This is a genomic window from Lysobacter korlensis (assembly GCF_042434515.1).
This window is the reverse complement of the sequence record NZ_JBHLTG010000006.1, coordinates 452,497-467,229: the sequence shown is the minus strand read 5'-3', so window position 1 is coordinate 467,229 and position 14,733 is coordinate 452,497. Positions and strand designations below refer to the sequence as shown.

The following is a 14,733-nucleotide window of genomic DNA, read 5'->3' as shown; positions in this document are numbered from 1 at the left end:
GGATATCACTTCGAAGTCCCCCGAAATGGGGACACCTCCCGGCACGATCTCGCTGGGCAGCGCCTCCCGCGCCCGATAGAGTTCGAGCGGACTTCCCGACGATCAACCCGAATGATCGAGTCCAATCGAAGGACAGCCATGCCCAAGACTGCCCCCCTGCCCGCGCGTGCCCGGCGCCGACAATGGGGCGCTGAAAAGCGCCTCCAGCCGCTTCCCTCGGTGCACGAACGACCGAGCGACCGGAAGATCATCCTCGGTCGCCTCGCCATCGTCGCGACCATCATCTTCTGGCTGACCTACGTCATCTACACGGTCGTCCGCCAGTTCCTGAATTACGGCACGGAGAGCTTCCGGTTCACCACCGAGGCCATCTCGTACCTCGTCGTGGTGACGTTCCTGACCTTCTCGGCGCTCATGTATCTGGTGGCGCGGCAGGGCGCCCTGCAGCGCTTCCAGGCGCACGTCCGTGTACCGCGCGCGGAGCTCGACCGGCACTTCGGCCGCAGCGACCGCTCCATGACGGTGCTCGTGCCGTCCTACAGCGAGGAACCCGACGTGGTTCGCGCCACGCTGTGGTCCGCCGCCCTGCAGGAGTACCCGTCCCTCCGGGTGGTCCTGCTGCTGGACGACCCACCGAACCCGACCCACCCGGCGGTACTGAGCCGTCTGAACGAGTCGCGTGCAATCACCGCGACCATCCAAGAGGCGCTATCCGAGCCGGCAGAGCGGTTCAGCCGTGCGCTGGTCCGCCTGGAGCTCGTGCCCGATGAGACCCCCGTGCATGAGACCGAGGTCAGGAACCTCGCCGCGGACTTCGCATGGGCGGCGAACTGGCTGAACGCCATGGCCGACAGTGAGCGCATCAATGACCACGTCGACCACTTCTTCGCCGAGCAGGTCCTGCGCGGGCTGGCGGCCGACCTGTCCCGCACCGGTCTGGCGCTCACGGCGGCACTGGATGAACGACTCGGACCACGGCGGTCACGCATCAACGAACTGGCGCGGCGCCTCGCCTGGACGTTCTCGGCAGAACTCAGCACCTTCGAGCGCAAGCGCTACGCGTCCCTCTCCCACGAGGCCAACAAGGCCATGAACCTCAACGCCTATATCGGGCTCATGGGAGCCCGCTACCGGCACGAGGCGTCCTCGGACGGCCTCATCCTGCGCCCCGTCGTGCCCGGAGAGTCTGCCGACTTCGAAGTGCCGGACAGCGACTACGTGCTCACCCTGGATGCCGACTCGCTGCTCCTGCGCGAATACTGCCTGCGTCTGGTCTACTTCCTCGAGCAGCCGGAGAACACACGAGTGGCAGTGACCCAGACGCCGTACTCATCGTTTCGCGGCGCCCGGAGCCGGATCGAGCGACTGGCCGGGGCGACGACCGACCTGCAGCACATCCTCCATCAGGGCAAGTCGCACTACAACGCCACGTTCTGGGTGGGGGCCAACGCCGTGATCCGCAAGACGGCCCTCGAGGACATCAAGCACGAGGAGATGGTCGGCGGCTTCCCCGTGCGCCGGTACGTGCAGGACCGGACCGTCATCGAAGACACCGAGTCGAGCGTGGACCTAGCGGTCCACGGCTGGACACTCGTGAACTACCCGGAGCGCCTGAGCTATAGCGCGACGCCCCCCGACTTCGGGTCGCTGGTGGTGCAGCGTCGACGCTGGGCGAACGGCGGGCTGCTCATCCTGCCGAAGCTGTGGCGTCAGGTGCGTGACCGGCGAAGGAACGGGCAGCCGGTCGGCTGGATCGAGTTCGCGATGCGCCTGAACTACATGGCCTCGATCACCTGGGCCAGCCTCGGGCTGCTCTTCCTGCTGGCGTACCCCTACGACAGCCGGCTGCTGAGCCCCGTGGTGCTGCTCGCGGCGCTCCCCTACTTCCTCTGCATGGCGAGCGACCTGAAGTACTCCGGGTACAAGCGATCGGACGTGTTCCGGATCTACGGCTTCAACCTGATCCTGCTGCCGGTGAACCTCGCCGGCGTCATCAAGTCCGTCGAGCAGGCGATCACCAGCAAGAAGATCCCGTTCGCACGCACCCCCAAGGTCCGGAACCGGACCGCGGCGCCACTGCTGTACGTGCTGGCTCCGTACGCCATCGTCGCGTTCTCCGCGTTCACGCTGTGGCGGGACATCCAGGCGGAGAACTGGGGCAACGCCGCTTTCGCCGCGTTCAACGCTTTGCTGGCGCTCAGCGCGATCCTGGCGTACATCGGCGTGGGCGCGAGCATCGTCGACATCTGGCTGGGTGCCACGAAGTGGCTGTACGTCCCCGTGAAGCCGGCCAAGAGCGGCTCCGACGAGCAACAGGCCATCCCCGCGACACCCGAACTCGACTGGCGGACCGTGCTCATTCAGGGCGACGTCGACGGCACCTTCGTCCGCCAGGACTCCCGCGCCCGCCTCACGCAGAAAGCAAGCTGATGTCGATCCTCATTCGTGATGGGCGGCGGCTGTCGCCCCTGCGCGCCGCCCTTGCCCTTCTCCTCGTCGGCGCTCTCGCCGCCGGCGGGTTCCTCGCGCACCAGACCTGGAGCAGCGAGCGCGCCGTCGCTTCGACCAAGCCATGGTTCGCCGGCTACGTCGACGTGACCGCGACACCCGCGTTCGCCTTCGAGCAGCCGCAGACCGACGCCGGCCGCGATGTCGTGCTGTCCTTCATCGTCTCGGATGGCGAGTGCCGTCCGACGTGGGGCGGCTACTTCTCCATGGATGAGGCCGCGGCGAAGCTCGACCTCGACCGCCGCATCGCACGGCTGAAGCAGCAGGAGGGTGAGATCGCGATCTCGTTCGGCGGACTCAACAACGACGAACTGGCGACCACCTGCTCGGACGAGAACGCGCTCGCACGCGCCTACTCCGACGTGTTGGCCCGGTACGGAGTGACGACGATCGACTTCGATGTCGAGGCCGACGACCTGGCCGACACGGCGGCCGGCGAGCGGCGCGCGAAGGTGATCGCGGAACTGCAGCGGGAGCGCCGGGACTCCGACGGGGACCTCGCCGTATGGCTCACCCTGCCTGCGGCCACCTTCGGACTCACGGAGGAGGGCACCACCGCGGTCGCGCAGATGCTCGACGCCGGCGTCGACCTCGCGGGCGTCAACATCATGACCATGAACTTCGGCGACAGCAGGGAGAAGCGCGAGACGATGGGAGAGGCGGCGGTCCGGTCGCTGCAGGCAACCCATCGCCAGCTGACCGCGCTCTACCAGCTCGCGGATCAGGAGCTCTCCGCACAGACGCTCTGGCGCAAGCTGGGCGCCACCCCGATGATCGGCCAGAACGACATCCCGACCGAGGCGCTGAGTCTCGACGACGCGACCGAGCTCAACGAGTTCGCGACGGGACAGGGAATCGGCCGCATGTCGATGTGGTCGCTGAACCGCGATGCGGAGTGCGGCCCGAACTACGTGGACGTCACCCGCGTGTCGGATGCCTGCAGCGGCGTGCCGCAGGACGGCGAGAGCTTCGCCGACACCCTGGCGAACGGATTCGACGGGCGCCTGGCGCTGGCCGCCGGTCATGTCACGAAGCAGGAGCCGCGGGATCCCGCTGACTTCGTCGACGACCCGGAGACGAGCCCGTACCCGATCTGGTCGGAGGACGCCTCCTACCTCAAGGGCACGAAGATCGTCTGGCACCGGAATGTCTACGAGGCGAAGTGGTGGACCAGCGGCGAGCTCCCCGACAGCCCTGTGCTGAACGAGTGGGAGACGCCCTGGACCCTGATCGGCCCGGTGCTCGAGAACGAGCGGCCCGTGCCGGTGCCGACGCTTCCGCCCGGCACCTACCCGGACTGGGACGGTCTCGACACCTACGACAAGGGTGACCGGGTGCTGTTCGAGGGCTCGCCGTACCAGGCGAAGTGGTGGAACCAGGGCGAGAGCCCCGAGGCATCCCATTCCGACCCTGACGGCTCGCCGTGGACGGCGCTCGACATCGAAGACGTGCAGGAGGAGCTGGAAGCAGCCACCGACGCGGCGGGGTGACCCGAACCGCGCCGGACACGTCCTAGCGGATGCCGTCCGGCGCGGAGAGCGCAGTCTCCAACTCGGCGGGGTCGGTGATGGGCAGGCGGCAGACGAAGTCGCGGCAGAGGTAGGCGGCTGCGGCGCCGTTCCGGAGCGTGCGCCCCTCGAACAGCTCGAAGCCGGCGGCCGCGAAGGCGTTCGCCTGTGCCTCGTCGACCACGGCGAGCACGCCGTGGCGCCACCCCGTGGCGACCCTCGCGAGCTCCGAGCCCGCGGGGGCGACCACGACCAGCTGCTCCGGCTCGCGCTGCATCGCGGTCAGCACGCCCAGGGCTGAACCGAAGGACGCTGCGGCAGCCACCGGGGCCTCCCCCAGCATCGACAGGGCTCGGGCCGCGGCCTCGCGGTAGCGGGCCTCGGCGGTCAGCGCGTGGAGCCGCACGAGCGCCCCCGCGGTCGAGCTGAGACCGCTGGGGTACGCGCCCTCACTGGGGTCCACCGCGAGTCCGAGGCCATGGGCGGTGAGCACCGGATCTCCGCCGCCCGGAACGCCGATCGGATGCCCCGCCTCGAGCACGGCGTCGAGGAGCGAGCGCGCGATCGACGCGTAGCGCACCTCGCCGGTCGCCGTCGCGAGGCGCAGGAGTGCTCCGGTGAACATGCCGTAGTCCTCGAGCGTCGCGGATGCGGTCGACGGCCGCCCATCCGAGGTTGCGCGCAGCAGCCGGCCGTCGAGCAGGTGCTCGTGCAGCAGATAGTCGGCGGCCGCGCGCGCTGCCTCGATCCAGTCTTCGCGGGCGAGCAGCTGCCCCGCATCGGCGAGTGCCTCGATCGCGAGTCCGTTCCATCCGGTGAGCACCTTGTCGTCGAGCGGCGGCGGCTCATGCCGTCGACGGTCCGCTTCAGGCAGGAGGTAGTAGCCGCCCTCGACCCGCTTGCCGTCGATCGTGCTCTCGCTGTCCTGGCCGGACGCGAACGCACCGCTCGGCAGCCGCAGGACACTGGTGAGGAAGGACGCGATCCCGGCCGCGATGTCGGCCGAGCCGGCTCGGGCGTAGGCACGCAGCAGCAGCGCGTTGTCGTAGAGCATCCGCTCGTAGTGGGGCTCGGACCAGTCCCGGTGGACCGCATAGCGGAAGAAGCCGCCCTCCACCGGGTCGCGCAGCTCGGACCCGGCCATGGCGTCGAGCGTGCGGCGGGCCAGGGCGCCGGCCTCGGCGTTGCCGTCGTCGGCCAGGTCGAGCAGGAACAGCAGCACGCCGGCCATCGGGAACTTCGGCTCGGTGCCGAAGCCGCCGTACCGCTGGTCTTCGTGCTGGGCGAGGGCGGTCACCGCGGCGTCCAGTGCAGCACGTTCGGGCAGCGGCCGGCCGGGCGCGAGGTCACGCGCCGCGATCGCCTGCGCGATCGCGGCACCGTTCTGCTCCACCTGCTCACGCCGGTTGCGCCAGGCGTCGAGCACCGCACCCAGCACCTGCGAGAAGGAACCGCGACCCTGGATCGGCACGGGCGGGAAGTAGGTGCCGGCGAAGAACGTGCGGCCCTGCGGCGTCGCGAACACGGTGAGCGGCCAGCCGAGATTCTGCGTGAACGCGCCGGCCGCCGCCATGTAGCTGGAGTCGACGTCGGGATGTTCCTCCCGGTCCACCTTGATGCTCACGAAATCGGCGTTCAGGAGATCGGCGATGGCGGGATCGCTGAACGACTCCCTCGCCATGACGTGGCACCAGTGGCAGGTCGCGTAGCCGATGGAGATCATCACGGGCACGTCGCGTCGCGCCGCCTCCTCGAACGGCTCGCTCCCCCACGGCCACCAGTCGACCGGGTTGTCGGCGTGGGATCGGAGGTAGGGGCTGACGGCGCCCGCGAGGCGGTTGCTCATACGATCCATCGTGCATCGCGAGGCTGTGCGACGCCCGCGGGCGGGTCCCTGCGGACCGGTCACCCCAACCGCGGGAGAACCGCGGGCAGCGCCGCCTCGAGAAGCCGGGACCAGGTGGCCCAGTCGTGCGCGCCTGGCACCACCTCAAGGTGGGACGTGATCCCCGGTGTTCCGGCGGCGCGGTCGGCGAGTCTGGCGATCTCCGCCTGCGGCGCCCGTGCCTCCGGGTCACCGCTCGGCTCCTCATCGGCACCCACACCGAGGAACAGGTGCACGGGAGAATCCCGCCGCACCGCCGACAGGGCCGCCGGATATCCCTGTTCGAGGTACCGCCGCTCGTCGAAGAGCGAAGACCCGACACCGAACGCGCCGCGCGACCGGGCGGTGGAATCCCTCGGCGGCAGCGGATCGTAGACGGCGGGGCTCAGGGCGATCGCGGCCGAGAACAGCTCCTGGTGGGCGAGCGCCAGCGTGAGCGCGCCTGCCCCGCCCATCGAGTACCCGCAGAGCGCCCGGCCCTCCCGGCGCGGCATGGTCGGCAGTTCCGCGTCGACGTGCGGCACGAGTTCCCGCACGAATGCCGTTGCGATCGCCGACCCCGGCTCGTGCACGTCGCTCCCCTCGAACGCCGAGTCGGCCCAGTAGCCGCCGCGGGAGCTCCACGGCGCGTCGGGCGCGACTGCCAGGAACGGCTGCACGACGTCGGCGCGGATCAGCCCGTCGAAGAGATCGAAGGCGTCGCGCCACGCTTCGGCGGAGTCGCCGCGGCCGTGCAGCAGGAAGATCACCGGGTGCTGCGCATGATCGTCGGCCGCCGGCGGCAGATACGCCAGGTACTCCATCGCCGAGGGCAGCACCGAGCTCTCGACCCGCCCGCCCGTGACGGTCATCGAGGGGGCAGCGAACCGGCGCGGTCGAGGATGGCGGTCGCTCGCGGGAGCATGGCGCGGTCGACCATCTCGCCGCTGGGCAGGGTGGCGACGCCGCCCCCGTGGAGCGCGTCGACCACCTGCCGCGCCCACGACACCTCCGCCTCGCTCGGCGCGAAGGCCTGGCGGATCACGTCCAGCTGCGACGGGTGCACGGCCACCCTGCCGACGAAGCCGGCCGCCCTTCCTCGCTCGGTGTCGGCGGCGAGCCCCTCCAGGTCGCGGATGCGCGGGTACACCGACAGCATGGGTGCCGGCAGCCCAGCGGCGCGGGCTCCGAACAGCACCCGCATCCGCGCGTATTCGAGCACCGCCTCGCTGGTGGAGCCGAGCTCGCTCTGCAGGTCGGCCTCGCCCATCGCCACCCGGGTCAGCCCGGGGGCGTCCGCGATCTCGCCGATGTGCTCCACCCCGCGCGCCGACTCGATCAACGCCGTGACGGCCAACGGCCGCTCGCCCGGCGGGTTGACGGCGGCCACCTCGGCACTGGACTCCACCTTCGGCAGGCGGATCTCGACCGCCACCCCCGTCGCACGCAGCGCCGCGATCTCATGCGCGGCGTTCGGATTCACTCGCACCTGCAGCACCGGCCCATCGGTCGCCTTCCGCCGTCCGAGCCAACCCACCACCGCGGAGAGTGCGCCCGACTTGTCTGCGGCGGGCACGGCGTCCTCCAGATCCAGGATGACGAGGTCGGCGCCGGTGCCGACCGCCTTGTCGAAGCGGTCTGGCCGGTTTCCCGGGACGTAGAGGCCGGTGATCGGGATCACAGCACACCCTTCTGCCGCAGTTCGGCGATGCGGTCCTCGTCGAGCCCCAGGCCGGTGAACACCTCGATCGTGTCGGCGCCGTGGGGGCGCCCTGCCCAGCGGACGGTCCCGGGCGTCTCCGAGAGCCGGAACAGCACATTCTGCATCTTCACCGGGCCGAGCTCGTCGTCCTGCACCTCGAGCACCGTGCCGAGCGCCTGGTACTGCGGATCCTCCAGCACACCGCGCACGTCGTAAACCGGCCCGACGGCGGCCTCGGCGCGTTCGAACGCATCCAGCACATCAGGCAGGGTCCGCTCCCCGATCCACGCGGCCACTGCGGCATCGAGCTCGTCGGCGTGCTGTGCACGCGTGTGCCCGCTCGCGAACCATGGCTGCCCGACCAGGTCGGGTCGGCCGACGAGCCGCAGCACCCGCTCGGCGATGGACTGCGAACTGGTGCTCACGGCGACCCAGCTTCCGTCAGCGGTGCGGTAGACGTTCCGCGGGGCGTTGTTGACGGACCGGTTGCCGACGCGCTGCTGCACGATGCCGAGCTGGTCGTAGGCGGTGATCTGCCCGCCGAGCAGCATGAGGATCGGCTCGAGAATCGCCATGTCGACGACCTGTCCCACGCCGGTCCGCTCGGCGTTCCGCAGCGCGGTCAGCACCGCGAAGCTGGTGGCGAGCGCGGCGATGCCGTCCGCCAGTCCGAACGGCGGCAGCGTCGGCGGCCCATCGGGCTCGCCGGTGAGCGCCGCGAATCCGCTCATCGCCTCGGCGAGGGACCCGAACCCGGGGCGCGACGCGTACGGGCCGATCTGACCGAAGGCGGTCACCCGGGCGATCACCAGCCGCGGATTGGCCTCCAGCAGCCGGTTCGGGCCGACGCCCCACCGCTCCAGCGTCCCCGGGCGGAAGTTCTCGATGAGCACGTCATGCTCGGCCGCGAGGCGCAGCAGCAGGTCAGCCCCCTCCGGTGCGCTGAGGTTCAGCGTCGCGGTGCGCTTGTTGCGTCCCAGCGTCTTCCACCAGAGGTTCACCCCGTCCTTGGCAGGTCCGTGCCCGCGGGCGGCGTCCGGCTTCGCCGGGTGCTCGATCTTCAGCACCTCTGCCCCGAAGTCGCCGAGGAAGGTGGCGGCCAGCGGTCCGGCGAAGAGGGTGGAGAGGTCGATCACCCGAACACCGTCGAGCGGGGAGGTCATGACGCACCCCCGTTGCCGGCGGCCGAACCGGCCGGCACGAGGTCCCAGGCGAGCCGGAACCCGATGCTCGTCGACCGCTCCAGGCCGAGGCCGGCGAGCAGCAGCTTCGCCGTGGACTCGGGCGGGCGGGGTCCGCCGTCGAAGTACCAGTCGGATCCCTCTGCCCGGTAGTCGCTCCCCCCTTTCAGCATCACGAAGCGGGTGATGCCGTCGCTGTGCTCGCTCTCGGTCCAGTTCCACACCAGCGGGCTCCGCCGCTCGAAGCCGGGATGCGCGGCGGCGAGCTGCCACTCGTGCTCGGTGGGCAGCCGCGCCCCCGCCCAGCGGGCGTACGCCCGTGCGTCCGCGAGGCCGACCAGGGTCACCGGCTCCTCCGCCGAACCGGCCACGAACCGCTCGGCGTGAGCCGGCCGGGAGCGGGTCTGCCGGAGGAACTCGCCGAACTCCTCGGCCGACACCTCCCGCGCGGCGACGGCGACCCTGCCCAGCCGAACGCGGATGCGCTCCGACCTGGCGTCGTGCAGCCGCGGCGGGAGCGGCTTCCACTCCTCCACGTAGGGGGCGCCGTCGTACATGCCGGTCTCCCGGCGCCGGTATCGCACCTCCAGCTCGCGCTCGCCCGCCTCGACGATCACCGTGTCCGCGGGAGGCAGGTTCACCGGGGCGCTGCCGGGCGGAACGCGCACTGCCGGCCGCTCCGGGAACGCGGAGTCCGTCGCCTGCGGGGCCACGGCGGCGCTCCCGAGCAATCCGGCCAGCCACTCGGGCTCCGGTCCCCGCACCGCCAGCACGCCCGTGAGGCCGCGGGCGGGCACGCGGATCCGCCCGTCCCGCACGGGAACGCCGTCGCCGAGGTCGAGCAGCTGCGCGGGCGGCCGCTCGAGCACCGGACCCGCATACTCCTCGGTCCCGCGGTTGATCACGGTCCACAGCGTGAGTTCCGCCGTCTCGAATCGGGAGACGAAGACGCCGGCGCGGATTGCCTCCGGGACGGCGTCCGACAGCGGCGTCCAGGTTCCGGCCGTCAGCACGTCGGCGAGCGGCCGCTGCATCCGCAGCATCCGGCGGAGGGTCGCCTTGTCGCGCTCGTTCCATCCGACCCAGACGCCGAATACCGTGTCCCACACGAGGATCCCGGCGCCGTTCATCCAGCTCGACTGCAGCTCGTCGCTGTGGTCGCGGTTCCAGCGCCGGGTGGCATGCAGCATGTGCCGTTGCTCGTACCACTTCGCGCGGAGCACCCCCGGCACCTCGGAGTCGGCGAACCACTGCGCCCAGCTGAGGTGATGGTCTTCGATCCGCTGCAGCGACACCCGAGACTCGCCCTCCAGCACCTGGGGCGGGTCGGCGTTCTGCAGTGCGGCGATCAGCTCGGGGTTGCCCTCCTTGAGCGTGTCGAGGAACACACCGTCGGTGCGCAGCTCCGAGACCAAGAGGGCAAGTTCGGCAGGGTCGTCGGAAGGCGGACGCCGGGTGCCGGTGTCCCACGGGTTGTAGTCCACGAACACGCGGATGCCGCGGGTCTGGAAGCCGGCGATCAGGTCGGCGAGACCGGGCACCTGACGGTAGAAGTCGTACTGGTTGCGGTCGTCGATGCCGATGATCGGGTAGGCGTGCCAGAGCACCACCCCGTCGAAGCCGCCATGATCTTCGGTCGTCTCGAGGAACTCGTCCAGGGTGAAGCGCTGCGCCTCGAAATCGAACAGGCGCTCGTCCCACAGCCACACCAGGGCGACGGAGAAGCACGACCGCGCCCACCGTGCGAACTCGGCCTCGTACGCGGCACCCGAGTAGCGGAGCCGCTCCCGGGCGTCGGAGCGCCACCGCTCGAGAGCCGCCCGCCAGCCCGGCCACTCCGCCGGGTCGTCGGGGGCGGCGAAGATTTTGGCGATGTCGCCGACCTCCGGGTCGAGCCGTCCGTCTGCGGGCAGGGCGGTGGGCCGGTCGATGGGTCTCGGCACCAGCGGGTCGAACTGGTTGGTGCTCGCCTCGTCAGGATCGTGCATCGTCGTCTCTCTCCCCGGCCAGCGCGGCGGTGCGCCTGGCCAGCTCGTCGAATCCGATGCCGTCGAAGCCCGGCACACTCGACGACAGCCGGTTCTTCAGTGGGGTGATCCACGCCGCCGGCAGCCCGGCCGTCCCGGTCAGCGCACCCGAGATCGACCCGAGCGTGGCGCCGTTCGAGTCGGTGTCCCAGCCGCCGGCGACGCCGGTCGAGATGGCGGTTCCGAATTCCCCCCGCGATGCGGCGAGCGCGTACGCGACGAGCGCCGCGTTGTTCAGCACGTGCACCCAGTGGAGTCCGCCGTAACGGCGGTAGAGGCGGTCGAGTGCGTCGTCCAGCGGAGCGCCGGATGCGCCGAGCTCCCGGCCGAACCGGACCGCGTCGGCATAGCGACTCTGAACCGGCACGACCGCAAGCCCCGCGTCGAGCACGGCGTCGACATCATCCGCCACCACCGCTGCGGCACACGCGGCTGCGGCGAACATGGCGCCATAGACGCCGCTGCGCACGTGGCTGAGCCGGGCGTCGACCCAGGCGACCTTCGCGGCGGCGACCGGGTCGCCGGGGTGCACCCAGCCGTACAGGTCGGTGCGGATCTGCGCGCCGATCCACTCCCGGAACGGATTCTGCACGAGCGCCGCCTCGTCGGGTTCGTGCCCGTTCAGCAGGTTGCGGTACACGATCCGCTCCGCGGTGAACACCCGGCCGCCTGGCAGCAGATTCAGCCACGCCTGGGCGACGTCGTCGGTGGTGAAGCCGCGACCTCGCTGCTCGACCAGGCCGAGGGCGAGCAGCGGGAAGTTGAGGTCGTCATCCTCGGGCATGCCGTCGATGTTCTCGAGCAGGCTGGTCGGGCGGCTTCGCCGGTTCCACGGCCAGGCCGTCGCGATTCGGGCCGGGAGCCCTCGCTCGGTGAAGTAGGTGCGGATGGGCCAGTTGCCGGTGGCTTCGGCGATCGCGCGGATGCCGTCCCGGTGGATCTTCTCGACCGGCTTGCCGAGCAGGCAGCCGGCGGCCCGTCCCAGCCAGGCGGCGTGGATGCGGTCGGCGATGCCGTCGCCTGCGGGGGGCAGCGCTGGGATCGGCCCGCCCGATGCGAGGATGCCGCCGAGGTCGCTCGGCTCACGGCCGGTCAGGTCGGCCGGCGGGCCGATCGCGTCAAGCTCGGCCAGCAGCTCCCGGGCGAGTGTCCGGAGCTGCTCCGGGGCCGGCTCCGGGCTCGCCCCGCTTGCCCGCGGCTCCGGATCCCCGCCTCCGTCGATCCAGCGCTGCCGGTGTCCGGACACGTCGGAGCCCTCCTGCTCCGCGGCGGCGATCGCGTGTCCGACCAGGTCCTCCGGCTGGCTCCAGCTGAGGCGCAGCATCAGGCGCGGCGCGCGGCCGGCCCGGCCGCGGACTCGGTGCCCACGAGGGTCTCGAATGCGGCGGCGCGGGACCGGGCGCGCGCGTCGTCGTTCGCCCAGATCTCCCGGGCGATGCCCGCCATGATCCCGGCCGGCTCGGCGAAGTCCATCCGGCTGGCGGTGGAGACCTGCTCCACCCACTCCGGCGGCACCGCCGCGGAGCCGCCGAGCGCGCCGCAGATCGCGCCGGCCATCGTGGCGATCGAGTCGGAGTCGCGCCCGTAGTTCACCGCACCGAGCACCGCCTCGCGGTAGTCGCCGCCCGCGACGCGGACCATGCCGAGCGCGATGGGGAGTTCCTCGATGGACTTGGTCCGGTTCGGCAGCCGAGCGTCCATGGCGGGCTTGCGGTACTCCGGCCCGACGGTGTCGAACGGCTCGACCGCCGACCTCAGGTCAGCCAGGGAGGTGCGCCAGTCGGTCAGGTCCGACGCCGCCGTGGTGACCGCCGCGATCGCCTCCTTCGTCCCATCGTTCGCGAGCCGCAGGCTCACGTCGATCACGGTGTCCACGGTGGCACCTGGCCGCATGGCCTCCGCCACGGCGGCGGCGAAGACGCCGGCCGCCTCCCGGCCATAGCTCGACTGGTGGGCGCCGGCGACGTCGATCGCTTCGGCGTAGGCGGTGTCCGGCGAGCCGGCGTTCGCGATGCCGATGGGTGCGACGTACATGGTCGCCCCGCAGTTCACGATGTTGCCGACTCCCGCCTCTCGCGGATCGACGTGCCCGTAGTGCAGCCGCGCCACCAGCCACTTCTCCGCCAGGAAGATGCGGTGCAGCAGCAGCCCCTCGGACTCGTACTCGGGGATCCAGCGCTTCTCTCCGATGAGCAGCGGCACCAGGTGGTCGGCCACCGAGAACGCCGTGAGGTGGTCCCGCACGGTGGCGTACACGTCGACCAGTGCTCGTGTCATGAGGGTGTCATCGGTGACATGCCCGTCGCCCTTGTGGTACGGCGCGATGGGGCGCGCGTTCCGCCAGTCGGCATTGAACGGCGCGACCACCCCCTCGATGAACCCGCCGTAGCGGTCTTGGATGACCTCCGGGGTGTTGCCCTCGGCGGCGCCGCCAAGGGCGTCGCCGACGGCTGCCCCGGCGATCACGCCGTAGGCCTTGTCCTGCAGCAGGTCCATCGGGAGTGCCTTTCTGAGCCGTGGAGGAGCACGTCGCGTGCCGGGAGCGGGGCCCGCCGGAGATCCGGCGGGCCCCCTCCGGATCAGCTGGAGTAGCCCTCCTGCAGCTGCGACTGCAGCTCATCGATGCTGATCTCGTCCGCGAAGTACTGCTGCAGCGCCGGTGTCGCCACCTGGTCGCGCCACTGCACGTAGCCGCTCGCGGACTGGAACGGCGCGACGGTGAGCGCCTCGGCGGTCTGCAGGATCACGTCCCAGCCGTTCTCACCACCGGTCTCGGTCGCAACCACCTCACGCGCCTCAGCGGAGGCCGGAATGAGCCAGTCGCCCTGTGCCAGCGCCGCCTGGTTCTCTGCGTTCATGAAGTAGTTGATGAACTCACCGGCCGCCTCGGCGTTGTCGCTCTCCGCCGGCACCGACAGGGTCTGGGGGTTCGCGGCCTGCGCGATGCCCTCGCTCCCCTCGAGTGGCGGCAGCACGACCCAGTTGAAGTCCTCCGGCGCCGACTCGCTGATCTGCTGCGCGTAGAAGTTGCCGCCGAAGAACATCGCGGAGGTGCCGCCGAAGAAGCCGGGCAGCGCATCCGTTCCGCTCTGCGTCAGGCTCACGGGATCGATCGACTGGTCCTCGTAGGCCATCGAGTGGATGCGGCGGGGAACCTCGAGCTCCGCGTCGCCCACGTTGATGGTGGCCTCCTCACCCTCGCCTTCGAAGAACGTGCCGCCGAAGTTCAGCGCCATGTTCATCACGGTGGCGGTCGGTGAGCGGAGGCCCCAGGCGACACCGTAGGTGTCGTCACCCGTCGTGGCACGCGCGATCTCCGCGAACTCGTCCCAGGTCATCGTCTCGCCGGTCGGCACGGCGACGCCGGCATCCTCCAGCGCGTCAGCGTTGGCGAACACGACGTAGCTCTGCATCAGCGTCGGCGCCGCGATGATCGCCCCGTCGCTCGATGTGACGGTCCCCCACACGTCGTCGCTGACCGAAGCCATCACCTCGTCGCTCAGCGTGTCGCTGAGGTCGGCGAGGTACCCCTGCTCCGCGAAGGACATGATCGCCGCGGACTCGTAGTGGATGATGTCGGGCGCGGTGCCGCCTTGGAACTGGGTGACCAGCTGGTCCTGGACGTTGTCCCAGCTGCCCTGGATGATCTCGACCTGGACGTCGGGGTTGTCGGCGTTCCAGGTGTCGGCGATGTCCTCGGTGGCCGCGATGGTGGTGTCCTGGAACGCGAGGCTCTGGAACTGGAGCGTGACGGGCTCGCCGCCGTCGTCGCCCCCGCCGCCGTTGCCGCCACCGCCGCCACCGCCTCCGAGTGCGCACCCGGAGAGGGCGGTGATGGCGAGCAGTCCGAGGCCGGAGAGCGTCGCGCTCCTCCGCGCCGTGCTGTTGAGTGCTGTTCTTCTCATTGCTGTTGCTCCTTGTTCGTGATGGCAGTGCGGCCACA

10 protein-coding genes are annotated in these 14,733 nt (G+C 70.7%); 2 read left to right on the top strand and 8 right to left on the bottom strand.

The features are described from left to right. The first annotated feature begins 138 nt into the window (after nt 1–138). Complete coding sequence (locus ACFFGH_RS24590; RefSeq protein ID WP_386673260.1) at nt 139–2,430, top strand: glycosyltransferase family 2 protein; 2,292 nt, start codon at nt 139–141, stop codon at nt 2,428–2,430. Further along, nucleotides 2,430–3,998 (top strand): chitinase, encoded by a 1,569-nt coding sequence (locus ACFFGH_RS24585; protein WP_386673258.1) that lies wholly within the window; start codon nt 2,430–2,432, stop codon nt 3,996–3,998. The genes ACFFGH_RS24590 and ACFFGH_RS24585 overlap by 1 nt, the downstream gene beginning before the upstream one ends. A gap of 22 nt (nt 3,999–4,020) precedes the next feature. Here the strand turns inward: ACFFGH_RS24585 and ACFFGH_RS24580 are convergent, their stop codons facing one another. The 8 genes from ACFFGH_RS24580 to ACFFGH_RS24545 form a co-directional block, all read right to left on the bottom strand. Beyond that, on the bottom strand, nt 4,021–5,862 hold the full coding sequence (locus ACFFGH_RS24580; RefSeq protein WP_386673256.1) for a thioredoxin domain-containing protein: 1,842 nt from the start codon (nt 5,860–5,862) through the stop codon (nt 4,021–4,023). Nucleotides 5,863–5,921: 59 nt separating this feature from the next. Continuing rightward, the gene (locus ACFFGH_RS24575) at nt 5,922–6,752 is read right to left on the bottom strand and encodes an alpha/beta hydrolase (RefSeq protein ID WP_386673255.1); all 831 of its coding nucleotides are present in this window, start codon (nt 6,750–6,752) and stop codon (nt 5,922–5,924) included. Next, nucleotides 6,749–7,561 carry an HpcH/HpaI aldolase/citrate lyase family protein gene (locus tag ACFFGH_RS24570; RefSeq protein ID WP_386673253.1) on the bottom strand — a complete coding sequence of 271 codons (813 nt, stop codon included), beginning with the start codon at nt 7,559–7,561 and terminating at the stop codon, nt 6,749–6,751. The genes ACFFGH_RS24575 and ACFFGH_RS24570 overlap by 4 nt, the downstream gene beginning before the upstream one ends. Next, nucleotides 7,558–8,745, bottom strand: coding sequence for a CaiB/BaiF CoA transferase family protein (locus ACFFGH_RS24565; protein ID WP_386673251.1), 1,188 nt, complete (start codon nt 8,743–8,745; stop codon nt 7,558–7,560). Before ACFFGH_RS24565 ends, ACFFGH_RS24570 begins: the two co-directional genes overlap by 4 nt. Further along, on the bottom strand, nt 8,742–10,751 hold the full coding sequence (locus tag ACFFGH_RS24560; protein ID WP_386673249.1) for an SUMF1/EgtB/PvdO family nonheme iron enzyme: 2,010 nt from the start codon (nt 10,749–10,751) through the stop codon (nt 8,742–8,744). Before ACFFGH_RS24560 ends, ACFFGH_RS24565 begins: the two co-directional genes overlap by 4 nt. Next, on the bottom strand, nt 10,738–12,114 hold the full coding sequence (locus ACFFGH_RS24555) for an ADP-ribosylglycohydrolase family protein (RefSeq protein ID WP_386673247.1): 1,377 nt from the start codon (nt 12,112–12,114) through the stop codon (nt 10,738–10,740). The genes ACFFGH_RS24560 and ACFFGH_RS24555 overlap by 14 nt, the downstream gene beginning before the upstream one ends. After that, nucleotides 12,114–13,286, bottom strand: coding sequence for an ADP-ribosylglycohydrolase family protein (locus ACFFGH_RS24550; RefSeq protein ID WP_386673245.1), 1,173 nt, complete (start codon nt 13,284–13,286; stop codon nt 12,114–12,116). Before ACFFGH_RS24550 ends, ACFFGH_RS24555 begins: the two co-directional genes overlap by 1 nt. A gap of 83 nt (nt 13,287–13,369) precedes the next feature. Then, complete coding sequence (locus tag ACFFGH_RS24545; protein WP_386673243.1) at nt 13,370–14,695, bottom strand: ABC transporter substrate-binding protein; 1,326 nt, start codon at nt 14,693–14,695, stop codon at nt 13,370–13,372. Nucleotides 14,696–14,733 lie beyond the last annotated feature (38 nt).

Excerpts from the sequence above, each read along its gene's own strand:
- ACFFGH_RS24590 (WP_386673260.1), top strand. The coding sequence starts at position 139 with ATGCCCAAGACTGCCCCCCTGCCCGCGCGTGCCCGGCGCCGACAATGG.
- ACFFGH_RS24585 (WP_386673258.1), top strand. The coding sequence starts at position 2,430 with ATGTCGATCCTCATTCGTGATGGGCGGCGGCTGTCGCCCCTGCGCGCC.
- ACFFGH_RS24580 (WP_386673256.1), bottom strand. The coding sequence starts at position 5,862 with ATGAGCAACCGCCTCGCGGGCGCCGTCAGCCCCTACCTCCGATCCCAC.
- ACFFGH_RS24575 (WP_386673255.1), bottom strand. The coding sequence starts at position 6,752 with ATGACCGTCACGGGCGGGCGGGTCGAGAGCTCGGTGCTGCCCTCGGCG.
- ACFFGH_RS24565 (WP_386673251.1), bottom strand. The coding sequence starts at position 8,745 with ATGACCTCCCCGCTCGACGGTGTTCGGGTGATCGACCTCTCCACCCTC.
- ACFFGH_RS24560 (WP_386673249.1), bottom strand. The coding sequence starts at position 10,751 with ATGCACGATCCTGACGAGGCGAGCACCAACCAGTTCGACCCGCTGGTG.
- ACFFGH_RS24555 (WP_386673247.1), bottom strand. The coding sequence starts at position 12,114 with ATGCTGCGCCTCAGCTGGAGCCAGCCGGAGGACCTGGTCGGACACGCG.
- ACFFGH_RS24550 (WP_386673245.1), bottom strand. The coding sequence starts at position 13,286 with ATGGACCTGCTGCAGGACAAGGCCTACGGCGTGATCGCCGGGGCAGCC.
- ACFFGH_RS24545 (WP_386673243.1), bottom strand. The coding sequence starts at position 14,695 with ATGAGAAGAACAGCACTCAACAGCACGGCGCGGAGGAGCGCGACGCTC.